Consider the following 23,056-nt stretch of genomic DNA (forward strand, 5'->3'; position numbering starts at 1 on the left):
TTTGTTGCAGCCTTTGATTTGGAGGTATGTCGACCGGGATATGTCGGGTGACAGGCGTGACGGCGAGGCAGGTGAGAGTATCAGAACGTTGGCTTCAATTTGTCGGAGTATTTGGGAGTGCAGGTGATGAGAACGTTGATCATTGGGGCGGCGGCACTGGGCATCATAACCGCGGTGTCGGGATACTCCGAATCATACGCGGCGTCGGATCTACCCGATTGGCAGAACGCGGCCGACGAAGCAAAAGACCATCCGACTAAGGATCCGATGCTGCTTTACAATGCAGGAGGCCTTGATGGCAGGGTTGCCATCATCGGGCTTCCCAGCATGCGGACGTACCGGCACATCGATGTCGGCGTCGACCTGCACGAGCCGGTATTCAGCGGCACCAACGCCGGCAACAAGAATCTGACGCCGGACGGCAAATATTTATACGTCAACGATAAGGGCGCCAACACAATCGGCGTTATCAACCTGCAGACCGGTTTCCTGGAACGCCTGATTTCCCTGCCGTTTCCCTTTGGTGTTCACCACATTGCGCTGGACGATACCGGTAAGTTCCTCTACGGCACCGGCGAGTATTCCGGCAAGATGTCGAAGACCGAGATTGCGACCGGCAGGACCGAAATTATCGACTGGGGCCCCGCGCCCAGCGCCCCGGATTATCTTGATGTCGACAAGAAGGGTCGCTACGTCTTTTCGGGCAATTACTACCACTCCACGGTCGGCGTGTTCTCGACCAGCCCATTCAAGTTCATCAAGGAAATACCGGTCGGCAAGAATCCGCACGGCACCGATGTCATACCCGAGAGCACCTTGGTTCTGGTCAGCGACAAACTGTCGGCGACGATGACCGTGATCGACGTCGAAAATCTGGCGGTCAAGAAGGTGATCCCGACCTGCGCCGGTCCGTTGCACTCGGTGATGGATGTCTACGACAAAGACGGTGGCACTTACGAGCCCGGCAAGGACAGCCCGGAAGGCCTGACTTCCAAGTACGCCTATGAAAGCTGCTTCGTTTCGGATTCCAACGTGAAGATCGATCTTAAGAAACTCGAAGTGGTGGATGAGATTCCGACCCATTACCGAACCGGCCATATCGCGATCAGCGCCAACAACGACTACGTCATTTCGCTGAACAAGTTTTCGACCGGCCTGTTCAATCCGACCGGTTTGGTCTATCCGGTGAACTTCGAACTGTGGGATGCCCGGGAAGAGAGCCCGACCTACGGTAAGACGCTAAATATCGTCCCGGTGGACGGCGAGCCTCACAACGCCAAGTCCATCTATGCCTCACAGATCAAGCGCTGGAACATGGGCCAAGCCGAGGAAGGCGGCCTGATCACTGAAGCCGCCATCGACATTCGTCCGGCCCACAGGGCCAAGACCAAGGTTTACCTGCTGCCCAAGTCCAAGGAGAAGCCCGGAATCCGGATGAAGGACGGGGTCAAGGAAGTCCACGTCAAGGCCTTCAGTTACGGCTATATCCCGCGGCAAATCCGCGTCAATAAGGGCGACAAGGTGCGCATCTTCGTTACCAACATCGACCGGGCGGCGGGAATAACCAAGAATCCGGACGTCACCATGGGGTTCGTGATTTACGGACCCTACGGATTGCGGACCAACCTTGATGCGCCGCGCGGGGTGACCGCGGTCGCCGAGTTCGTCGCCGACATCACCGGCGAATACGCGATCTTCTGCCAGCATTTCTGCGGTCCTCTGCACCTGGAAATGCGTGGATCGTTCTTCGTCGACGATCCTGAGGGCGAGGACTCGAATCTATCCGTGGGCGAGTATGGCAAGGCGCAAACGCTGCCTGGTCTGGTCGCTCCCGACGAGCTCGAGATCGCACCGCGTGCGACGGGGCTGTAGTCCGCCCGGGATCTCGCAGGAACGGCTTGTTGCATCTTATCCTCCCTTTGCAAAGAGGGGGGATGGGGTCATTTTTCGCACCAGGCAGAGGCGAGTCTCGTCCGCCAGGCGCAATCGAAGGCGGCCGCAACCGGGGGCCGGCGCGTCGGCCGCAGTTGGACCGCCTGGCTTGGGTGCAGCGCTGCCGCCAGGCAAGGGTTTTCGGAAATTCGGACCAGAGATGTTGCCAAGATTGTCAGTGAAGACTCTTTTCGTGGGCTTGTTCACGGTTTTGTTGCTGGGCGGCGCCAGCTTCGCCGCGATCAACTTCGGAAATCAGGAAAAGCCGCTGCCCGAGGAAACCGCTGTCTCGGTGGTCGAGAAATTCTACGAGTATATTTCCGAGGCGAAGATCAGGGGCGGCAACCTGCTGATCAACGAAGCCTACAAGCTGACAAGCGGCACACAATCGCGAACCGACCTGGCCCTGTTCCTCGGGATCATCAACAGGTACCCCTCCGGTTTCAAGGTAGAGACCGTCGAGAGCAGAGTCCGGGACAGACACGCGATCGTCACCATCGAATACGAAATGCCATCGAGTTTCGGGGGCATCTACACCGTGCGCACCGACGTTCATCTGAACCTGGACGAGGAAACCAATACCTGGAAGCTCGATTTCAGGGGCGACACGGACGATCAGGGCCGGGACGCTATCGCCAATGCCGTGCAGTCGGAAACTTCGGATGCCCCATCGGGCAAGGAGTAACGGTAGGGGTAAGGGCCGATGATGGCGAGAGTCTATGACTGGCTGGACGCGAGAACCGGCATCAAGCAGTGGGCCGAAACGAAGAAGGTCCAGGCCGTGCCCTCGCATTCCTTCTTCTTCTGTTTTGGCGGTATTTCCCTGCTGATCATCATGCTTCAGGTGATCACCGGCATCTTCATGCTGTTCTTCTATACGCCCGATCCCAAGGAGGCCCTGAACAGCCTCGATTATATGAGCAATGAGGTCCCACTTGGCTGGCTGGTCAGGAACATGCACCGGTGGGGCGCGACGCTGCTGCTGGCGTCGGTCTTCACCCACCTGGTCACCGTGTTTTATCGCAACGCATATCGCAATCCCCGGGAACTCAATTGGATTTCCGGCGTGCTTCAGTTCTTCGTGGTTTTCCTGCTTGTGCTCAGCGGCATCATCCTGCCCTGGGATTGGCGTGCCTACTGGTCCTTTGCGATCTGGGTCGACTATGTTGGCACCTGGCCGCTGGTCGGCGAGTTCATGGAGAGCTTCGTGCTCGATACCTTCACCATCTACCGAAGCTTCATCACGCACATCGTGATTCTGCCGCTGATTCTGTTCGCGCTCCTCAGTTTCCATTTCAAGATGGTGAGGAAACACGGCATTTCGGAGCCTCTGTAGGAACGGCGCGGAGAGCAACACATGACGGGCAAGCAACCGGACCTCGTTCGTGATCCGAAATACGATCCGCCCTATCCGCAGGAATTCCACCGCTTCTGGCCGCGCCACGTGCTCAAGTCCGTGTTCGTCAGCATCCTCACCATTGCCCTCGTGGTCGGCCTAGCCTATTTCTACCGCATACCCTCGGACGTCAACATGCCGCCACTTCCCACCGAAGGCGAGTATCTTCCGGCCCCTGAGTGGTACCTGATCTTCATCTTCCAGCCGTTCTGGCACCTGACCGGCGAAGCCGCCGCGTTGCGGCCGCTGGGAACCTTCTGGGCCCCCGTTGCGATTCTGCTGGCGGGGTTCGCCCTGCCGCTCGTCTTTGGCCGGAAGAAGGCGCCCGGCAAACGGTTGTCGACGGGGATCAAGCTGCTGATGGGCGCCGGTGCCCTGGCCATCTGGGTGGTCATGACCGCCTCCGTGGTTGGCAGCGGCTATCCCGCCAAGACCACCGGCTGCACCTCGTGCCACAACCCGATGATGGGCGTAAGGCAGGCGTTACCGCCCGCCGACATGGCGGAATTCTACAGGGGATCTCGACAGTTGCAGATCGAGGTCGGCGGCTATCGGGCCGGCTCGACGACCGGCGCGGAATCGTACAAGGACGCGAACTGGCAATTGAGGCATTACTACGAACCGACCATGACATGGTAGACGCTGGGCAAATCTGTCGCCGCCGTCGGAGGCGTTTCTTGACAGTCCGGCCCGAACCTGGGCCTTGGGCGGCAAGCCTGATTTTGTGCCTCTTGCTGGTCGCAGTGCCGCTGCCGAGCCGGGCGGACGTCCAGACGGCTGATCCCATGATCCAGGAGTTCGTCGTCCCCGACGGGATCAGCTCCCCGCACTCCGTTGCGGTGAGCCCGAGCGGAAACGTGTGGTTCGCCGAGAAAGTCGGGAAGAACCTCGTCATGTTCGACCCCGTGCGGAAGACGTTCGAGGTTCATGCCCTCCCTTCCGACTGGGGCAACGTTGGGCCGTCGCGGATCGCCCTGGCGCCCGGCGGAAGCGTCTGGTTCAGTGTTCGTCGATGGGCCAATTCCGACGATGATACCTGGTTCCTCGGTCGGTTCGACCCGACCGTCGGCTTGTTCCGGAGATACCTCCTTGCAGATCCGGACGCGGTTCAGGAACTCGGCACGGACCAGGGTAATGTTTCGCCGGATGACCTGCTCATCGACCGAAACGGACTCGTATGGTTCCTCTCCCCTGAAGAAAACAAGGTCTATAGCTTCGAGCCCGATGGCGCCGGGCTGCGGGGATACCCGATTCCGACACCGCACTGCTATCCCAAGGGGATCGCCATTGACGGCGGCGATACCATCTGGTTTGCCGAGGCCAACGCCAACAAGATCGGCAAGTTTGTTCCTGCCAGCGCCACGTTCAACGAGTACGAAATCCCAACACCCTTCGCCAATCCGGAAACGCTGACCGTGGATGGAGCGGGCAGGGTCTGGTTCGTCGAACTGCGAACCAATCGGCTCAGCGTGTTTTATCCCGAAGGGGAAAGATTCTATGAAGCATTGATCCCGACCGCCGGAGGGCTTCCCAATGCCATCGCGGCCGGCGGCAGCGGCGAGATATGGTTTCTGGAGTATATGGGTAACAAGATCGGCGTCTTCGATCCCGTTCAGGCCCAGTTCAAGGAATTCGACATTCCCACCTATGCCAGCCTTCCCGGAGACATCGCAATCGACCTCGCGCGAGATCGCGTTTGGTTCTCGGAAAGCGGTACCGAAGCAAGAAGACTGGCGATGCTCTCCATGAGCAAGGCGCGAAGCACCGTGGCCGCAACTGCAGCCGTGACCGAGACATCCGACGCTTGGAAGGCATTGCCCGAGGAACATTCGGGCCCTCTCATCGTGGTCACCGTGGCCGTGGCGGCCCTGCTGGTCGCCTTCGGCGCATTGTTTGCTTGGTTTGTATTCTGGCGGCAACGGACCGCGTAATGGCGCGCGCAGCCATCGCGTATGCGGCGCTCATCGCCCTGCTCGTTGCCCCGTCCGCTGGCGCCGCCGAACTCGACTGGAGCCTTAAGACCTATCCACTGCCGACGCCAAACGCGTTGCCCTCCAGGATCACCATCGATCCAGACTGCGCTGTCTGGATCCTCGAAGCCAACGCCAACAAACTGGGCAAATTCGACCCCGGGAAAAAGGCCTTCACCGAATACGAGATCCCGACCTACCGAAGCTTCCCTTCCGATCTCACCGCCGACATCGCCGGTGTGGTTTGGTTCGTCGAGCAGGACGCCAATCAATTGGGCCGGTTCGATCCGGTCGCCAACTCGTTCAAGGAGTTCGACATTCCGACCATAGACAGCGTTCCCCGCCGGATCGGCAGCGATGACAACGGCGTGATCTGGTTCACCGAGTTCTTCGGCAACAACCTCGGTAGATTCGATCCCCGGACCGAGAGCTTCACGGAATATCCCATACCGACTCCCAACAGTCAGCCAACAGGCCTCGTGGTCGGACCCAAGGGTGTCATATGGTTCATCGAATCCCAGGGGAACAAGCTGGCCTCGTTCGATCCGCAACGCGGGGAATTCAGGGAGTTCGACTTCCCCGAGCCGTTCCTGGTGCCCAAGGATATCGTTTTCGATCACAGCGGTCTGATCTGGTTTGGCGGCCGCAGGAACGGCAAGCTGATGATGTTCGACCCTTCGACCGGGCATTTCGAGAGCTTTGCCCTTCCGGTAAGAGGGGTCGTCGAGGGTTTGGCCATCGACCGGTCTGGAAACGTCCTGTTTTCGCTCGGCCATGTGGGCAAACTTGGAGCCATGAATGCGGTTTCCAGGGAATTCCTGGAGTTCAAGGTCGTACTGGGGGAAAGCGAGCCAAACGACATCGCGGTCGATTGCGACGGCCACATCTGGTTCACCGATATCTCGCAGAATGCCCTGAACGGACTGCGAGGCGAAGACCTTCTGGGGCTGTGGTTGAAGTAGGTGCTGTTGTCCCGGTCTGCCCCGGTTCTTGGGCGCCGGCTGGCTCCGCCTGACAAGCTTGGATGGGACGAGGCCTGCGCCAGGGTCTGGACTCAATATGGTCTAACCCCTTGATTTGACTCTTCCTTGCTAATGGGCTGTCGAAATCAGAGCCTAAGCATTTCAATGAGTTACGTCTAATTGAGTACAGACCCTAGAGCGCTATGTGTTCATGTCGAATCGATTCTGTTGCGATTTTGGGGGCGACGACGATGCGGAGGCCCGCCCAAACGCAACCCTGTCGGGCCGGGGCCTGTTTCGCCATGACGGCGTCAACCGCCTCGACCGTATGCCGGATACGCGCCGCGACGATTTCCCGGTCATGGCGAAAAATGCCTCCGGCAGATTGGTTCAACATGAACACATAGCGCCCTAGCCCGGAAAATATCTCGCCCTGCGACGACCTGTCGCAGATCACGCGCGTTCGCCTTTCTGCGCCCGTTCCCCGTACTGTTTTAGCCGTTGGTACCCCGATGTGGTTGCCGCATTTGGGACAGAGCGCGGCCGTTCATCCGGCAAAGTGCGCCCAGGCACACCTGCATAGTGCCTGTGCAGCCGCACTCATTGCGGTAGGCGATGTGGATTCTTGGGAACGACGGTCAGATTGATCTGGATCATTGGTCCTTAATGCGATTCGTTGCAGCTTTGGACGTGGAGGTTTGCCGACTGGGAGATGTCGGTTGACAAGTGCGAAAGCAAATCGGGTGAGAATATCAAAGCCTTGGCTTTGATTTACCGGGGTACTTAGAAGTAGGAGTGCAGCTGATGAGAACGTTGATCATAGGGACGGCGGCGTTGGGCATCGTAACCGCGATGTCGGCGTACTCTGAATCTATCGCGGCGACGCAAAGGTGCCAGCTCCACGACGGCACCAAAGTGGTTTGTCCGGTTCGCACCGATGCGGAACTGGAAGCGGCCGCGGCAGCCTATGAAGAAGAGGCCACGCAGATGACCGCCGGCACGTCCGGCAGCACCTATGGCGTGGCTCCTTTCGACTACCTGACCGGTGTTGGCAAAAGGACCGAGGACACGACGCTCACGAAGGGCGACAGTGGCTACGGCGGCAAAGGCGGCAAGACCGAATTGTGGGACCGCGTCAACAAACCGTCCGCTGACGAATCGGTTTACAACCAATGGACCAACAACTGGTCACCAACCTTCGATACCACCCTGGTCCCAGGCGCCGACCCCAATGAAGGCAAACAATGGTACTACGTCTATTGCATCACTTGCCACGGCTGGGGCCTGCAAGGCGACGGGCCGAGCGCCATGGAGATCGAGCCGCGGCCGCGTATCCTGACCGAGGGCGACTATATGAACCAGAAATCCAATCTGCAGCTGTTCTCGGTGATCAAGGGCGGCGGCGAAGCTGTCAACCTGTCGTCGTCGATGCCGGCCTGGGGCAATTTCCTGCAGGATCAGGACATTTGGAATGTCGTCGCCTGGATCCGGATGATGGCGGACTCCAAACCACCAACAACGATCGAAGAATACCTGAACCCGCAGACGACCTTCGAGCCGATTGCCGGCGATGTCGATGCTCTGACGGCTGCCGGGAATGAGGACTTCGTTGATGCCCAGGAGATGAACGAATTGTCGCTGGCCGGACGTGGCGAAGGCGAGCTCAAGGGCGGCGGCTACATTGAAGGCGGCTTGCGCAAGAAGCCCGAGGAAGTCGCGGGAAAGGTCAAGAAGGGATATTGAGCCCGGGACACCAATCGCCACTGAAGAGCCCGGGCCAAGGCGCAGCACTCTTAGTCGCGGCATCCATGGACGCCTGTAAAAGGAAACCGAAGCCACAAGCGTCGGCGCGACCGATTACCTCTTCTTGTCGGACTGAAGGTAACGGGCGATGAGCAAGGGCTGGATCATAACCGTGGCGTTGCTCGCTGGCGTGGTGAGCGCGGTCGCCGTGATCCTCTTCGCTCCCAATTCCCTGGGCCGGGCAATCATCGATGAGGCCAAGTCCATGGGATATATCGCCTATACTCCGGAAGAGGCCACCACGCTCGCCTACGAAAGATGTTCGACCTGCCATACCGAGGAAAAGATGCTGAAGTACTGTACTCGGTGCGGTCCGCCTTTCATCGTCGTGGTGCACTTCATGAAGAAGTACACCGAGATCACCAACGCCCAGAACAAAGACCTCGAACTGAAGCAATTCAGCGACGCGGAAATCGTTGCCATCGCCCAAGCCTGGAACGCGTTGATCGGCAACTGGGAGAGCGATTGGCCCGAAGAGGACCTGCGCAGGCTTCTTGACGAAGATCAGGCACTGATCGATCTATTGGCGACGCCGGTCGAACATAGACCGATCGAAGCCGCGCTCAAGGACAAGCGCGCACCCGGATCCTACAGGCGCTACGGTCTCGGGACCAGCGACGACCAATCATGATCGAAGTAGAAAACCTGACCAAGAGTTACGGCTCGCATCTTGGCATCGACGGCCTAACCTTTTCAGCGCGGAAGGGTGAGGCCATGGGGTTTCTCGGCCCCAACGGCGCGGGAAAGACGACGACGATGCGCATCCTCACCTGTTTCTTTCCCGCGACCTCGGGAACAGCGGTGGTTGCCGGCTACGATTGCTTTGAGGATTCCTTCGAGGTTCGCAAGCGGGTCGGCTACCTTCCCGAAAGCGTGCCCTTGTACAAGGACATGATCGTCAATGATTACCTGGCCTTCGTCGCCGGCGTAAAGGGCGTGGAGAGTAAGGCGGTCAAGCAGGCCGTTACCCGAACGATGGGCGACTGCGGCCTCGATGCCGTCGCCGGCCGGCCGATCAGCGAGCTTTCCAAGGGCTACCGGCAGCGGGTGGGATTGGCCCAGGCGTTGGTCAACGATCCCGAGATCCTTATTCTCGACGAGCCCACCAACGGCCTCGATCCCAAACAGATCAAGGAATTTCGTAAGCTGATCAGCGAGCTGGCGGAGCAAAGGACAATTGTTCTGAGCACCCACATCTTGCCCGAGGTGAGCGCGGTGTGCGAACGGGTGGTCATCATCAACAAAGGCAAGCTGGTGGCGGTGGATAGGCCTGAGAATCTGACCGCCAATCTGCGCGACTCGCTACGGCTCTTCCTTCGGATCACCGGAGACGAGGAACAGATCGCCAAGGCGCTCGGCGAGGTGAAGGGGGTGGAAAAGGTCGCGCCAGTGCCGGCTGCCAACGGCAGCAACGGATTCATCGTTGAGCTGGCGGAAGGTGTGGATGGCGAGCAAAGCATCCTGCCCATCGTCTTGAGCAACAACTGGAAACTCAATGAGATGCGCTCCGTGGAGACCAGCCTGGAGGACGTCTTCATTCAACTCGTGACGAAAGACGACGGCGTGTGAACCCGAGAAACATTGGACTTATCTTCAAGAAAGACCTCAAGTCCTATTTCAATTCCTTCATCGCTTATGCGGTCATCGCCATCTTTCTGGCGACGACGGGGTATCTCTTCTTCAATCTGCTGGCCAGCTTTTCGGTGCTGAGTTTCCAGGCCCAGGCCAACCCCATGGTGGCCAAGCACTACAACCTGTTGAACGTCAACGAGACCGTCGTGCGGCCGCTGTTCGGTAACATCAGCATCGTCATGCTGCTGATGCTGCCGCTGTTGACCATGAAGCTGCTGGCCGACGAGAAGAAATCGGGAACGATGGAACTGCTTCTTACCTATCCGGTAAGGGACGCGGAAGTCGTCCTCGGCAAGTTTCTCGCCTGCCTTACGGTGTTCGCGGCGATGCTCGGTTCGACCATCGGCTACCCACTTCTGCTGATCAATCTGGGGGAGCCGGAAGTGCTCCCGATGATTACCGGGTATGCCGGGCTGTTTCTGTTGGGAGCCGCGTTCATTTCGCTGGGCATCTTCACTTCGTCGCTGACTGAGAACCAGATCATCGCCGGATCGCTTTCGATCGGCGTCCTCTTCGTCTTCTGGCTGATGGGCTATTCGACGATGTTCGTTTCATCCGGCATCGGGCAGATCATCTCCTATGTCGCCATCAACGAACATCTCGAAAGCCTAGCCAAGGGCGTCGTCGATACCGAGGACATCATCTACTTCCTCGTTTTCACCGCCCTTTTCCTGTTCCTGACCTTACGGTCGCTGGAATCGAAAAGGTGGCGGTAATGGCGGGCAAAAGACTGCTCTTCGTTCTCGGGCTGGTCGGCATAGTCTCCGTCGCCGGCGGCGCCGTCGTTTACGCCATTACGCGTGAGTTCAGTGTCATCCCGCTTTCTCTGGTTTGGGGCGGCCTGCTCTCGCTGTTGATCTTCTTCTACGTCAATTTCACCGAAATCAGGGCATTCGTCTCCAAGCGATCGACCAAGCACGGTGCCAACATGGCGGTGATGATCACCATATTCGTGGCCATTATCGGCCTGATCGGCGTGATGTCGGTCCGTTATAAGATACGGGTCGACCTGACCGAGACCGGCAGATATTCGCTCTCGCAGCAGTCGGTGAAGATTCTGAAGTCTCTGGAGAACGATGTCGAAGCCGTCGCCTTCTATAGGAGCGACGAAAGATCCAGGCAGGCGATGCACGATCTGCTCAAGGAGTATTCCTATCACACTACGAGGTTCAGATTCTGGTTCGTCGATCCCGACAAGCGCCCCATAGAGGCCGCCAAGTACGGCGTCACTTCCTATCGAACGACCTTGATCCGCTCTCGTGGCAAGCAGGAGATCGTCGGCTACGAGTCGGAAGAGAAAGTCACGAACGCCCTGCTCAGGGTCATCGGCGATGAGGTCAAGATCATCTATTTCCTCAAGGGCCACGGCGAAAAGAGTCTCCAGGACGACCGGGAGGCTGGCTATAAATCGGCCAGAGAGGCGATCGAGAAGGAGGCTTACGAGGTTCGCGAGCTTCTGCTCGTCAACGAGGAGCGCGTGCCCGAGGACGCCGCCATCCTGGTCGTCGCCGGGCCGCAAAAGGATATTCTGCCGGCTGAGTTGGTGAAGATCAGGCGCTACGTCGACGGCGGCGGCAGTGTCCTGTTTCTGCTCGACCCGCTGCTGACGCCCGAGATCTCCAAAATTCTGCAGGATTACGGGTTCAAGATCGGCAACGACATCATCATCGATAAGCAAAGCAAGATGCTCGGCGCCAACTACCTGACGCCGGTGGTCATGGAATACAACCAGAAGCACACGATCGGCCGGGACTTCAGTTTCGTCACGTTCTTCCCGGTTGCCCGTTCGGTCGCGGTTCAGGAAGATCCCGTCAGGGGCAGGTACAATCTGGCCGAGACCGGGTCCAGCAGCTGGGCCAAAAGCAAAGGCAAACTTGACGAAGAGGAGATCGAGTTCAATCCAACCGAGGACCAGCGCGGGCCGATCAACCTTGCCGCCGTCAGCGTCATCAAGGTCGAGGACGGCGAAAACCGTCCGCTCGCCGAGATCGACGAACGGGGTGACGCCGGCGCACCCACCCCGAAGAGCGACCTCGAGGAAGGGGTCAACCGCTGGGGCCGGATTATCGTGGTCGGGGATTCGGATTTCGCCAGCAACGCCTATCTCAATCTGATGGGCAATATGGACTTCTTTCTCAACATGATCGGCTGGCTGGCCGAAGAAGCGGCCCTGGTCTCGGTGCGCAAGAAGCCCGCCGAACTGACGCCGCTGACCTTGACGGATACGCAAACCAACCTCGTCTTCTGGCTTTGCGTCGTACTTGCACCGGCCTCGATGCTGGCGATCGGCGTCGGCGTGGTCGGACGCCGAAGGTGGATGTCTTGAAGCTGTTCAAGAAGACCATTTTCTGGTTTTTCACGCTGGCGGCGTTGTTTGGCGCCTCTCTGCTGATCGAAGACTGGATCGAGGAGACCGAACGGGTCGAGGAAGCGAACCTGAAACTGCTTCCTTTCGAGATCGATGAGGTGGCCGAATTCTGGATCAAGACCGGCAAGAACGAAATTCGCGCACGCGTCGCCAGGGAAAAGGACGGCTGGTGGCTGGACCAGCCCCTGGTGGCGAAAGGCGACGACGAGGGTATCGCCAAGATGCTGAACAACATTGTCAAGTCGCGCAAGGATGCGGTTTTGTTCGAGAATCCGGATCCTGCCAAGCTGGTGGAATTGGGGCTGGCCGAGCCGAGCCTCGAAATCACCTTCAGAACCGGCAAGGGCCTTACCACCCTGCAATTCGGTAACCAGGGCCCGACCCTCAACGTGACCTATGGCAGGTTCGCGGGCGACGCGGCGGTCTACCGCATCCATTCGGATGTCCGACGTGAGGCGGACGCCACCGTCTATACCCTTCGGGACAAGTCCACCCTCGCCTACGACCCGTTGAAGCTGAGCCGCTTGGAGATCGCGGGCCGGGCCAAGGATACAGTGGTGATCGTACATGATCGCGGCCGCTGGGACATGATCCAGCCGGAGAACGTGCCGGCCGATCATGCTAGGGTGCTGGAGGTCCTTTACGCGATCAAGGACACGCCGGTGAAGGCTTTCATCGATGAGGAGCCCGCGGATTTGGCCCCCTACGGCCTGGAGGCCCCCATCATCACCGTAACCATCAGGGAACAAGGGGCGAAGGACGCGCAGATTTTGCGCATCGGCAACAAGGACAGGAAGCTGCGGGGCTACTTCGCCAAGAGCAACCGGGCTCGAAACGTGGTTCTGCTCGAGGAGAATCTGGTCCATAGCATCCTCGCCGACAAGGACCACTGGAAGGAGGCGGGCTAGCTGCCCGTGATGCAGGGCGAGATGCGTTTCAAGACGATCCTGATTTTCCTGGCCGGCATCGCTGTCGGCGGTGTCTTTGCGTTTGTCCTCTTCGGGGACCTGAGCGACCGCCGAGATGTGCCTCTCCCGCCAACGGCCGGCGCACCCGAGTGGCTGGCCCCCACCGCGGCCGAGCTGCAAGACGAGGCAGCAAAAGCATCGAGCAAGAGTGAAGAGAAGGAGCGGGCCCTGATCGTCGGCGTAATCGGGCCGGAAACCGGTGTCGAGGCCAAGTACGGTCTGGCCGTGCTCGAAGGCGTCGCCATGGCGGTCGACAGTTTCAATATCCGCGGCGGCTTGAGCGGCGAGAGAATCGAAGTCCTTCACGACGACAGCAGCGGCGGTTCCGGGCAGGCACTCGATATCGTATCGACGCTGATCGAGAAGAACGTGGTGGCGATCTTCTCAGCTCCCACCGGCTGGGCGACCTTTGCGCCGACCCATCTGGCCAACGAATCGCACACGGTCTTCATCTCCATCGGGACGAGACGGAATATCGGCAGAAGTGGCGACTATGTCTTTCACTTCTCCCTGCCCGATGAAATCGCTATCGACGATATGCTTGCCTACGCCGTCAATGAGCTGGGCTACAGGGACTTCGCCCTGGTCACTTCCTCTTCCTACGACTACTCGCTGAGCATCGCCTCCGCGTTCAAGCAGGCTGTGCCAAGGCACGGCGGCAAGATTCTGCTCGAGGCCGACACATACGACACGTTTTCGGGAAAAACGGATATCGGCGGGGTCGTGACGGCCCTGAAGGCCGGTTCGGAGGGATTGCAAGCCATCATCTTTACCGGCGATGCCCACGAGGCCGCACAACTGGCCCGGGCGGCCGAGCATGAGGGCCTGAAGCTACCCTTGATCGGCAGCGAAGACCTGTTCAGCGAACAATTTCTCGAGCAGAGCGGTCAAGCCGCGCGGGGCGCACTGCTCTACGCCACTTTCGCGCCCGAACGCGATTCGCGCTTGGTGAACGACTTCGTGACGGACCATGTCGGCAGGAAAGATGCCGTTCCCGACAGGTTCACCGCCTTGGCCTACGACGCCTTCGGTCTTCTATCGCAGGCCCTTGAGGATGCCGGCTCGTTGAAAGGCCGAGCGGTCAGGGATGCCCTGGTCAGCCTGAATGAGACCGAGGGGGTGACTGGGGCGAGCCGCTGGGCAGCGGATGGAACACCGGTCAAACACCCGTATCTCTACCGCGTGGAAGGCGGTCAAACGGGGGTGAGGTTTCAGCTGGTGGTGAGAGATGGCGAGTAAGCAGTTCGCCCCGGAAATCGACTGCAAGGTGGGCTCGACTCCGACCATCAAGGAGGGCCTCCTCGCCGCAACTGAATATCAATGTCTTAGGTGTTTCTCAGGACGGACCAAGTGATCAAGGTCAGAATCGAGCGTTTCCACTGGCGTCACTACTTTGGCGGTGTCGCGGTTATTCTACTCATCCTGCAGCTTCTCAGCGGTACTTTTCTGGCCCTGTTCTATCAGCCCGATCTGCAACAGGCCTATGCCAGCGTCCAGGGCCTTTATCGGGACTTTGCCGCCGGCGCCTGGATCAGGGACGGCCACCGTTGGTTAGCATTATTCATTTTTGCCGCGATAGTCGTGCACGCGGCAAGAAGCTTGCTCAGAACGGAGTTCCTGAACTACCTGCGTCGAACTTCATGGGTCACCGGCGGGCTGCTGATACTGCCGATCATGGCCCTACTGGTCACTGGTTTCATCCTGCCCTGGGAATGGAAAGCATACTGGTTCATGGAGATGGTGCCCAATTACTTGGGTTGCATCCCGCTCATCGGACCGGTGATGAAGGCTTTCCTGATCGACGCGTTCACGCTCAGCCGGAATTTCATCGCCCATGTGGTGATCCTACCGGTGATCACCTACATCCTGATCGATTTCCACGTCCTCGCAGTGTTGCGCAAGAGAAGGGCGGGTATCGGCAAATACCTCACAAAGCATGCCGTGATCAGCATCCCGTTCATCATCGCTGTCGCTGCGCTGGCGGTCTTCATCCCCATGCCGACCGAAGATCCGGAGGTTATCCCGATGCCGCTCGAGGGCGCGAACATCCCGATGCCGGAATGGTTCTTTCTTTTCTTGCTGCGCCCTTTCCTAGATTTCGATGACGCCATGGCGTCGTTTCTGGGTATCTACCTGCCCTTGACTCTTCTCGTCGTCCTGATCGCCCTGCCCTATGCCTTCAAGGGCAGAAAGAAAAAGCAGCTGGTCGCCGAGCCCGGCGGCGGGTCGAGTTTCGGCGCCTCATCGCGTCCCATCGGCAAGCTCAAGGGAGTGAAGCTGGTCACTGCCGCGGCTACGCTCCTGATCGTCTTCTTCGCTGCCGGCGCGCCGCTGGGCGTGCTTTACATGGAAACCCACGAATCTCCCACCCTGGGCTGCAACTCATGCCACAATACATCGATGGGAATCCGTATGGGTGTACCCCCGGCGGCGTTCAAGGACCGGACTATCGTACCACTGGTGGACGACAACCATTGGATGGTCGAGCACTGGTTCTATCCGCAGGTGGCTTGGTAGCGTGCTTTCGCCTTTCTCGGCCCCCAACGACGAAAAGAGCGCTGCCGGCGCCGATCAAGAACAGGAAGAAGCCGTCTAACGGGATCCTGGTTATCAGGTTCATGACGGTATCGACGATCCCGAGCACGGCGAGAACGGCGCCGAATGCCTGTTTCTTGAAACCAGGCGGAAGCGTGCGGATGGTCCTGCTCATCCGGCCAGAAAGCCTAGAAAGAACGCCTTGTAGTAAATCATCGTCCCGCTGAGATTGAGCACCGCAAGAACCGCGAGAACGAGACCGCAGGCGTTCTTGGCCGTCCTCGGATGGCGCCCCACGACGCTTATCCTCGCCAGCAGGTAAACCAGGGCGGCGCCGGTGACGGTCAGGGCCAAGCAGATGCCAGTCGCATAAAAAAAGGCGAGCGTGCCGCCGCGTACGGCCGTTTCGGGCCGGCCGGCCATGCCCAGGATTTCCGATAGCGCGGGCGTGATGCAGGGCGAGTAGACGAGGGCGAAAGCGCTGCCCAGCACGAGCGAGGTGCTCGCCAGGACGAGCGGCCGGCGCAAGAAGCCGACAACGGCAAAGCTGCCCGAGACCATCAGCGATAGACTGGCAAGCAGGATGTAACTGCCGGCGATGAGCCCGAGCGTGCCAAGATTGTAGACCAGCGCGCGACCGATCGGCAGCCCGGTCACGGTCAACAGCGCATAGATGAAGGCAAAACCGAGGGCGAAGGAGAGCGCCGGAAGGACGACCCGGCCGCCAAGACTGGTTTCGGCCCTCAACGAGCCGGCGGCGAAATAGAGACCGGCGACATAGGCCAGGAAAAAGGGCGTGATCTGCAGGATGCAGACCTGCCAGATCGAAAAGAAGGACGAGAAGCCGTGGCCAATCGCGTCAAGGTTCCCCATCACATCAGCTCGCCCGTCCACCTCAGAAAATCGTCCTCTATGTCTTTGATGTTGCCGTAGAAGACCCTCTTGACCCTGCCTTCCGCATCGATGAAAATCGTGGTCGGCGGCGCCGCGATGCCATAGGCGCGAGCGATCTGGTCGCCTTCATCGTAAGCCACGGGGAAAGGCACCCGCCACGTCCCGGCTTTGTCCTCGAACTTGCTCCTCGGGCTTTGAATGCCGATCATCAAGAACGCGATCTTGCTTTCCGTCCCGCTGTTGTAGCGCTCGAACGCCTGTTTCATGAGCGGAATAGAGTCGTTGGAGCAGGGGCACCACGAGGCCATGAAGGTGATGACCTGAGCTTGGCCGGGTTCGGTGGTGCGATCCCTGGTCTCACCACCCAGCAGGGTCAGCGTAAAGGGCGGGGCCTTCGCGCCGATCTCGAGTGGGGTCAGGTTTTCCTCGAAACAGCCCGTCAGCAGGAGGCAGAGGAAGACCACGCCAGCTGGACAGCTAAAGTATCTTGGCCAGTTCATCTTTGATCAGCTCCTCCGTCAGAGCTCCCGCATGGGTATAGGTGACAAGGCCACTCCTATCGATGAAGAAGGTAGTGGGGAGGCCGTACACACCAAAGGATTCCTTGATCTTGTCGTCCCTGTCGAGTCCTGCGGGAAAGCTCAGCCCATGCTTCTCGATAAAGCCCTTGGCGGCGGAATCCGTATCCTTGATTGCGACGCCCAGAAAGATCACTTTTTTTTCAAAGTATTCCCTATGGACCGCCTCGAGCGCCGGCGCTTCGGCAATGCACGGAATGCACCACGAGGCAAAGAAGTTGACGACCACGGCTTCGCCTTGATGTTTGCTCAAGGTGAAGGTCCGGCCATCGAACAGTTGCAGGGTAAAGTCGGCAGCAACTTCCTTCTCGGCCATCTCAGCTTCTTCATCGCAGCCCTGAACGAGTGGTATCAGAAGGATGAGAAGCAAAAGGATGAGCGCGCGTCGAACCACGGTTCAGCCCCCTTCTTCCGTCGTATCGGGGGCTATCGCGGCGTCCGGGATGGGCAGGCGCCAATGAAAGATCCGCTCTCGCATGGCCGGCGGCCGGATCACCATTTCCAAAGAACCCGCCTGCTTGCCGCCGCCTCCGAAGGCGGGAAAGGTCAGAATCCCCTGTTTGTGGTGCTGTTGCCCGTCCTCGTAGAGGACATGCCAGGCTGTCGCTTTCGCTTCACGGTCTCCATCGATCCTGATCGTTGCGATATCAGCGAGGCTCCAGCGCGGGAGGATGCCGGTGTGAGTATTGACGTAAACGATGAACAAAGCCTCGTCGCTGTCCCGCGGTTTGCTCTTGAACGCCAAGTAGGGCATCAGGTGGCGGTACGCGCGAGGCAGATAGATAATGTCGAAGTAGAGGTCGCTCTCGCCGAAATCCAACCGCCACAAATGCCGCTTGAGGAAACGCATGGTCGCTTCCGGCAAGATCGTCGGCACGTTGGCAAGGTAATTCCTTTGCAGGAACTCGACAATCGTTCGGGCCTCGGTTTCGGCAATGTCGGCTTTCGCCTGCGTCTTCATGCGGGTGACGATCTGTTCCCACTCCAGGGCGGTGCGGGGGGTCAATTCGATGACGTCCTTGCTGTGGCACTTCCGGGTACAGGTGGACAGATAAAGTTGCCGGGTTTCGGCCGGGGTAAGCGCATCGATAAGATTGTATCTGTGAAGCAACAGCTTGCCCGTGGTCGCCAGATACTGTAGCCGACCGCCTGGGCCGGGTTCGATCATGTAAGCAAACGCCAACAATGAGACTGTTCCCAAGACGAGCGTGAACAGGGCGAGGCTCAGCATGAGAAGCCTCGCTCTAGACGGGAGCTCGGGCGAAGTATTTTCTGACGCCATAGTAGATTCCGCCAATGAGAACGAGCGCCCAGAACCCGACACCCGCCCATAACATCACCCAATCGGTTGTGCCAAAACCTCTAGTGTACTGGTAAATTTTGCCATCGATCTTTTGCATTGTGGTGAGACGCGCCTCCTCGCCATATGTCTCGATGAAGTAGGCCATGATCTCCTGCTTGGTCATGCCCGCTTTGATCAACTCACCGATTTCCTCCTTCCAATCGAGACCACAGGTCATGTTGCAGTCTTCCAGGATCAGCGGACATTCGCAGGGACAGGCGAGATCCTTCGCCACCTCGCCAACAGTCAGGGCAAGAACACTATTCGGCGAAAGAACCAGAACCGCCAGCAGCAAGGCCTTGAAGAGGCCGAGCCGTTGCCTGAATGGCTCGGCCGTGGCCCCGCCCATCACGCCACCCCTTTCTTTTTCATTCCCGTCGCGATCCAGAGCATTGCGGCCAACACCATAAAGACGCCGGTTCCGAACATGACATAGATAATGGTCCTGACGTTCCGCTGGGTCTCATAGGGTGAGCCCCAGACCCTGCGGCCGGTCATAGAGGCAAACTTGACATCGACCGACGGTTCCTTGGTTTCCTTTATGTAACCGATCTTGAAGACCCGATCCTCGCCCTTGGCGATATCTTCGAGAGTGTAAGTGAAATGATCGAAGTCCTTTTCACTATAGGTCTCGCCGCCCGACGGCGAGATGGCGAAATTCGTCGAACGCAGAGGCTGTTGAATATCCACCTCCATACTGCCGATCGGATGATTGGCCTTTATTACGTATTCAATTCGTCTTTCCGCCGCTTCGACGTCTATGGGGGCATGATGAAAGCTGAGGTAAAAATTGGAGAACGGTAGCGACAAATGCGCGGTATCGTGCCTTTCGCCCTCGCTGACTTCGTAGAGCTGGCAGAAATGTTGGCCATCCGGCGACAGGCTGCAGATATCGTTGATGATCGCGCCCTTGGGAATGAAAAAATCAGTGGTGGTGGGGAATTTCGAGTCGTCGCTAAAGCGGCCGTCATAAACCACAAGGACGCTGGGATCGTCGTACTCGGGCCATATCATGACTCTCATCCGGCCGATCGACAGGCCGTCCGTCGCCCACCCTTGCGCCACAAAGGGCGGGAACATCAACAAGACCAGGATGAGCCCGGATATCAGAACCCCTGATCGCATCGCAAACTTTCGCCTTCGCCGAAGCCCGGCCGGGACCAAGGGACGGCTTTCCGTGAAGATGATCTAGTTCTCCTTGAACTCACACTTGCAAATCTCCGTCCTCAGGTAGGCAACGACGTTATTGATTTCCTCATCGCTCAGCTGGTCCATGAAGGGGGTCATGTTCTCGGTCAGGCCGACGGCGCCGCCGCCCTCCTTGATGACTTTGAAGAGATGTTTGTCCGGCTTCGAAGACATGAACTTGAGCTCCGAAAGGTCCCTAGGTCTTACATCAAGACTTTCGACCAGCATGCCGTCGCCCTTTCCCTCGGCACCATGGCAAGGCATGCAGTAGCTCATGAAATTGCCCGCCCCGGATGCGTTTCCCGCGCTCCACGCCGCGGCGCTTGTCGGGTCCGGTTCCTCGCCGCCGTTCGCCGACGCGATGGCGAACAACCCGGCCCCCAGCAGTATGCCAGCGAATAACATCCAATTGATCGGGTTCATGCCGGACAGCATCGGAACAAACTCCAAAACGGCCTTCAACACTAACCTGGATCAAGGGCATCGCATTTGATGTAGGTCAACGACCACACGAATCCACGATGGCAGCTTGATGGGCCTAGTTTTCGGAGAAATCCAGGTTCTATCCTTTCGGAAAATCGTCCGGAGAACGCCGGCGAGAGGATTTGGCCAAGGCGAGCTACTCAATGCATACCCTGTCGCGAAATCGTTTATTGCGGCTTGTCCTTCTTCTCTGCATCTCACTCGTCTTTCAAGGCTGCAAAGAAGAGGACGGCGCCGAGGCAACAGGCAAGAGCTTGGCGCCTGATTTCAAACTGACGCGGTTTGACGACGGTGGCAGCTTCCGGCTGAGCGATCACAAGGGAAATCCCGTTGTGATCAATTTCTTCGCCTCCTGGTGCACCACATGCGGGATCGAGGTGAGCGATCTCGAAAAGGTCTACCAGGAATTCGCTGGAAAGAAGGTAATGTTCGTTGGCGTCGGCATCGACGACACCGAGATCAAGGCGCGACAATATGTGGAGAAGTACGGAATCACCTATCCGACCGGCCTCGATGTGACGGGAACGATAAAGAAAGGCTACGGCATTTACGGCCTGCCCTACACCTTCTTCGTCGACCGGAACGGCTTCATCACTTACATCCACGCAGGCGCCGTCGCCGAGCCCCTCTTGAAACATGAACTGGATAAACTGCTCTAACGTGCGGGCGCCGAGGACAAGTGGGATTGACCGATGAGAAGATTCCGCATCGCCATCGTTGTCATCATTGTTGGCTTCGGCCTCGCCGGTGGAACGCTGGGCTACCTCCTATACACCGACGAGCAGGTCCGGAGGGCGGAGAAGATCGATCCCATAACCATGTTTCCGCCCGGGTCGCCGTTCGTGCTTACCGATCATACCGGGAAGAGGACCACCGACGAGGATTACCGCGGCAAGTTCATGCTCATCGCCTTCGGCTACACCTATTGTCCGGATGTCTGCCCGACCGGTCTGCAGACCATGAGCGTGGCCCTGGATTTGTTGGGCGAGCAGGCGGACTGGGTGCAGCCGATCTTCATCACCATCGATCCCGAGCGCGATACGCCTGAAGTGATGAAGGAGTATGTGGCCGCTTTTCATCCCAGCTTTGTCGGCCTCACCGGGACGTCGCAGCAGATCGCCAAGGCCGCCGAGGGTTTTCGTGTTTATTACAACAAGTCCGACATTCACAACGACGAGGGAGAGGACAAGGACGGCGACGAATATTGGATGGACCACACGGCCTCGATCTATCTGATCGGCACCGATGGCAAGGGACTGGCGGTCTTCACTTTCGGCATGGCCGCGACGGCGGTCGAGGAGATGGCCGATCGGATGCGGCATTTCATCAATATCCAAGAGGCCCTTGCCAACGCCAAATGAGGAGGTCGGGAGCTCATCAAAACGCCGTAAACTGTAGACATCCTGGCTATCCAGCCATCGGCCGGATAGCCTCGCCTACGGACCCAAGACCCGCTCCGTCCGAAGTGGCAACACAAGCGCCATCCGACTGAATCAACAAAATCTGCCAGAAACTGCCATCCGTATCAGCGACTCTCATCCCGAGGCCGCTGATACTGATAGTCGGCAGCTACATCGCCTACAATTTCGCCAGCTCTATGCGCATGTTCCTGAATGTGTGAGATCGGCATGAATCGTCAGCCCGGCCTCAATTGTGATATCCTTTCTTCAGTGCCCGGGTGAGACGCGGTTTTGTGATCGGTTCGCGATTTAGGGTTCAGACGCTGATCTGATCGATTGCAAATGACGCGGTTTCTTCCGGGTGGATACGCGCTCAACCATGGAGGAAACTTGTGAAGGTTGCAGATATCTTAAGTGCCAAAGGCAACGAGGTGATGACCGTGCGGCCAACCGAAACGATCGACATTCTGGCCCACCGGCTCCGGCTGGAACGCGTCGGCGCGATGATTGTCAGCCAGGACGGCAAGACGATCGACGGCATCATCTCCGAACGGGACGTGACCTATGGCCTGGCCGAGCACGGAGCCGAACTGCCGAGTCTGCGTGTCTCGAAACTGATGACCAAGGGCGTCGTCACCTGTTCGCCGAACGACTCGATTGCCGATATTGCCAGGATCATGACTGGGCGCCGAGTGCGGCATCTTCCGGTTCAGGAAAAGGGCGAGTTGGTCGGGGTGGTCAGCGTCGGCGACGTGGTGAAGCATCGTCTCGACGAAATGGCGATGGAAGCCAACGTGTTGCGGGATTATGCGATTGCGCGCCAGTAGGGCGGAAGGTATCCATTTCAGACGAAGCCGCCCTCAGGCGTAGCGTGCGCCCGTCCGGGTTTCAAGGAACGCGTCAAGCGAAAAATCGTCCTGCTTGAGGAAACCTGTTGCGGCAGTGTGTCGGAACTCACCATTTCTATAACTGTGCCAACGGGCCCTATCCGATTCACTCCAGGTCTGTCGTGCTTGCCACGACATCGGAGTTGCTGATCCGCCCCCAGGGTTAGTGCCACTGGTCAGTCTAGACTGCTAGCGGCATTACGAAAGCGTTGATCTGTTCGGAACCCCTCGATTGTGGAGAACAGATCAACGCGGTGGTGATGGATGGCCTTAGGCGCCGCGGGCCTGTAGCCGAGTGCGGAATGGGGCCGGATAGTGGTGTAATGTCTGCGCCAATGCTCGATGAGCACTTAGGCCTCCTTGAGCGTGTAGAAGATCTCCCCATTGATCAGCTCGTCTCGGAGTTTGCCGTTGAAGGACTCATTGCAGCCGTTCTCCCACGGGCTGCCGGGCTCGATAAAGAGGGTCTTGACCTTGATCCCGGTAAGCCAGGCCCGAACCGCCTTGGCCGTGAGCTCCGGGCCATTGTCTGATCGAATGTGGTCCGGCGGGCCGTGCCGGACCATGAGGTCGGCGAGGACCTGGAGCACATCGTCGGATCTCAGCCGCCTGGCAACCTCGATGGCCAGGCATTCGCGGGTAAACTCATCGATCACTGTCAGCATCTTAAGTGCTCTCCCATCATGGGTCCTGGCCTGGACGAAGTCGTAAGCCCAGA

At 58.5% G+C, this 23,056-nt stretch carries 24 protein-coding genes and 1 pseudogene; 17 read left to right on the top strand and 8 right to left on the bottom strand.

All coding sequences use genetic code 11. From position 1 onward, the window contains the following. Positions 1 to 126 precede the first annotated feature (126 nt). The 14 genes from GY791_00605 to GY791_00670 all read left to right on the top strand — a co-directional run bounded on the left by GY791_00605 (position 127) and on the right by GY791_00670 (position 15,548). Entirely contained in the window at positions 127 to 1,872 is a 1,746-nt protein-coding gene (locus GY791_00605; protein ID MCP4326926.1) for a beta-propeller fold lactonase family protein, read from the top strand. Between the two features lie 169 nt (positions 1,873 to 2,041). Then, entirely contained in the window at positions 2,042 to 2,617 is a 576-nt protein-coding gene (locus GY791_00610) for a hypothetical protein (protein MCP4326927.1), read from the top strand. 18 nt (positions 2,618 to 2,635) lie between these two features. Next, positions 2,636 to 3,268, top strand: a complete 633-nt coding sequence (locus tag GY791_00615) for a cytochrome b6 (GenBank protein MCP4326928.1) — start codon at positions 2,636 to 2,638, stop codon at positions 3,266 to 3,268. A 21-nt stretch (positions 3,269 to 3,289) separates the two neighbouring features. Next, positions 3,290 to 3,967, top strand: a complete 678-nt coding sequence (locus GY791_00620) for a hypothetical protein (protein MCP4326929.1) — start codon at positions 3,290 to 3,292, stop codon at positions 3,965 to 3,967. Between the two features lie 38 nt (positions 3,968 to 4,005). Further along, complete coding sequence (locus GY791_00625) at positions 4,006 to 5,259, top strand: hypothetical protein (protein MCP4326930.1); 1,254 nt, start codon at positions 4,006 to 4,008, stop codon at positions 5,257 to 5,259. Continuing rightward, the gene (locus GY791_00630) at positions 5,259 to 6,260 is read left to right on the top strand and encodes a hypothetical protein (protein MCP4326931.1); all 1,002 of its coding nucleotides are present in this window, start codon (positions 5,259 to 5,261) and stop codon (positions 6,258 to 6,260) included. The genes GY791_00625 and GY791_00630 overlap by 1 nt, the downstream gene beginning before the upstream one ends. Before the next feature lie 804 nt (positions 6,261 to 7,064). Beyond that, positions 7,065 to 8,003 carry a cytochrome c gene (locus GY791_00635; protein ID MCP4326932.1) on the top strand — a complete coding sequence of 313 codons (939 nt, stop codon included), beginning with the start codon at positions 7,065 to 7,067 and terminating at the stop codon, positions 8,001 to 8,003. A 148-nt stretch (positions 8,004 to 8,151) separates the two neighbouring features. Beyond that, positions 8,152 to 8,694, top strand: a complete 543-nt coding sequence (locus GY791_00640; GenBank protein ID MCP4326933.1) for a hypothetical protein — start codon at positions 8,152 to 8,154, stop codon at positions 8,692 to 8,694. Next, positions 8,691 to 9,632: an ATP-binding cassette domain-containing protein gene (locus GY791_00645; protein ID MCP4326934.1), complete on the top strand. Its 942-nt coding sequence runs from the start codon at positions 8,691 to 8,693 to the stop codon at positions 9,630 to 9,632. The genes GY791_00640 and GY791_00645 overlap by 4 nt, the downstream gene beginning before the upstream one ends. Continuing rightward, complete coding sequence (locus tag GY791_00650; GenBank protein ID MCP4326935.1) at positions 9,629 to 10,411, top strand: ABC transporter permease subunit; 783 nt, start codon at positions 9,629 to 9,631, stop codon at positions 10,409 to 10,411. The genes GY791_00645 and GY791_00650 overlap by 4 nt, the downstream gene beginning before the upstream one ends. Continuing rightward, positions 10,411 to 12,021 carry a GldG family protein gene (locus GY791_00655; protein MCP4326936.1) on the top strand — a complete coding sequence of 537 codons (1,611 nt, stop codon included), beginning with the start codon at positions 10,411 to 10,413 and terminating at the stop codon, positions 12,019 to 12,021. Before GY791_00650 ends, GY791_00655 begins: the two co-directional genes overlap by 1 nt. Beyond that, positions 12,009 to 12,971 (top strand): DUF4340 domain-containing protein, encoded by a 963-nt coding sequence (locus GY791_00660; GenBank protein MCP4326937.1) that lies wholly within the window; start codon positions 12,009 to 12,011, stop codon positions 12,969 to 12,971. Before GY791_00655 ends, GY791_00660 begins: the two co-directional genes overlap by 13 nt. A gap of 6 nt (positions 12,972 to 12,977) precedes the next feature. Next, complete coding sequence (locus GY791_00665; GenBank protein MCP4326938.1) at positions 12,978 to 14,270, top strand: ABC transporter substrate-binding protein; 1,293 nt, start codon at positions 12,978 to 12,980, stop codon at positions 14,268 to 14,270. A gap of 111 nt (positions 14,271 to 14,381) precedes the next feature. After that, positions 14,382 to 15,548, top strand: a complete 1,167-nt coding sequence (locus GY791_00670) for a hypothetical protein (GenBank protein MCP4326939.1) — start codon at positions 14,382 to 14,384, stop codon at positions 15,546 to 15,548. A gap of 189 nt (positions 15,549 to 15,737) precedes the next feature. Here GY791_00670 and GY791_00675 read toward each other — a convergent pair whose 3' ends face one another. From GY791_00675 to GY791_00705, 7 genes are all read right to left on the bottom strand, one after another. After that, positions 15,738 to 16,439 carry a hypothetical protein gene (locus tag GY791_00675; GenBank protein MCP4326940.1) on the bottom strand — a complete coding sequence of 234 codons (702 nt, stop codon included), beginning with the start codon at positions 16,437 to 16,439 and terminating at the stop codon, positions 15,738 to 15,740. Beyond that, positions 16,439 to 16,960, bottom strand: a complete 522-nt coding sequence (locus tag GY791_00680) for a TlpA family protein disulfide reductase (GenBank protein MCP4326941.1) — start codon at positions 16,958 to 16,960, stop codon at positions 16,439 to 16,441. The genes GY791_00675 and GY791_00680 overlap by 1 nt, the downstream gene beginning before the upstream one ends. Then, positions 16,938 to 17,354, bottom strand: a complete 417-nt coding sequence (locus GY791_00685; protein ID MCP4326942.1) for a TlpA family protein disulfide reductase — start codon at positions 17,352 to 17,354, stop codon at positions 16,938 to 16,940. Before GY791_00685 ends, GY791_00680 begins: the two co-directional genes overlap by 23 nt. 81 nt (positions 17,355 to 17,435) lie before the next feature. After that, complete coding sequence (locus GY791_00690; GenBank protein ID MCP4326943.1) at positions 17,436 to 18,269, bottom strand: hypothetical protein; 834 nt, start codon at positions 18,267 to 18,269, stop codon at positions 17,436 to 17,438. A gap of 13 nt (positions 18,270 to 18,282) precedes the next feature. Continuing rightward, positions 18,283 to 18,729 (bottom strand): hypothetical protein, encoded by a 447-nt coding sequence (locus tag GY791_00695; protein ID MCP4326944.1) that lies wholly within the window; start codon positions 18,727 to 18,729, stop codon positions 18,283 to 18,285. After that, complete coding sequence (locus GY791_00700; GenBank protein MCP4326945.1) at positions 18,729 to 19,505, bottom strand: hypothetical protein; 777 nt, start codon at positions 19,503 to 19,505, stop codon at positions 18,729 to 18,731. Before GY791_00700 ends, GY791_00695 begins: the two co-directional genes overlap by 1 nt. 63 nt (positions 19,506 to 19,568) lie before the next feature. Further along, complete coding sequence (locus tag GY791_00705; GenBank protein MCP4326946.1) at positions 19,569 to 20,003, bottom strand: cytochrome c; 435 nt, start codon at positions 20,001 to 20,003, stop codon at positions 19,569 to 19,571. Positions 20,004 to 20,173: 170 nt separating this feature from the next. Here GY791_00705 and GY791_00710 point away from each other — a divergent pair, with 170 nt between their 5' ends. The 3 genes from GY791_00710 to GY791_00720 all read left to right on the top strand — a co-directional run bounded on the left by GY791_00710 (position 20,174) and on the right by GY791_00720 (position 22,278). Next, positions 20,174 to 20,710, top strand: coding sequence for a TlpA family protein disulfide reductase (locus GY791_00710; protein ID MCP4326947.1), 537 nt, complete (start codon positions 20,174 to 20,176; stop codon positions 20,708 to 20,710). Positions 20,711 to 20,743: 33 nt separating this feature from the next. Beyond that, the gene (locus tag GY791_00715) at positions 20,744 to 21,412 is read left to right on the top strand and encodes an SCO family protein (protein MCP4326948.1); all 669 of its coding nucleotides are present in this window, start codon (positions 20,744 to 20,746) and stop codon (positions 21,410 to 21,412) included. A 473-nt stretch (positions 21,413 to 21,885) separates the two neighbouring features. Beyond that, entirely contained in the window at positions 21,886 to 22,278 is a 393-nt protein-coding gene (locus tag GY791_00720) for a CBS domain-containing protein (GenBank protein ID MCP4326949.1), read from the top strand. Positions 22,279 to 22,604: 326 nt separating this feature from the next. On the opposite strand, the pseudogene GY791_00725 reads toward GY791_00720, so the two are convergent. Then, positions 22,605 to 23,056 (bottom strand): annotated as a pseudogene (locus GY791_00725) (transposase family protein).

Source organism: Alphaproteobacteria bacterium (assembly GCA_024244705.1).
Taxonomy (GTDB): Bacteria; Pseudomonadota; Alphaproteobacteria; order JAAEOK01; family JAAEOK01; genus JAAEOK01.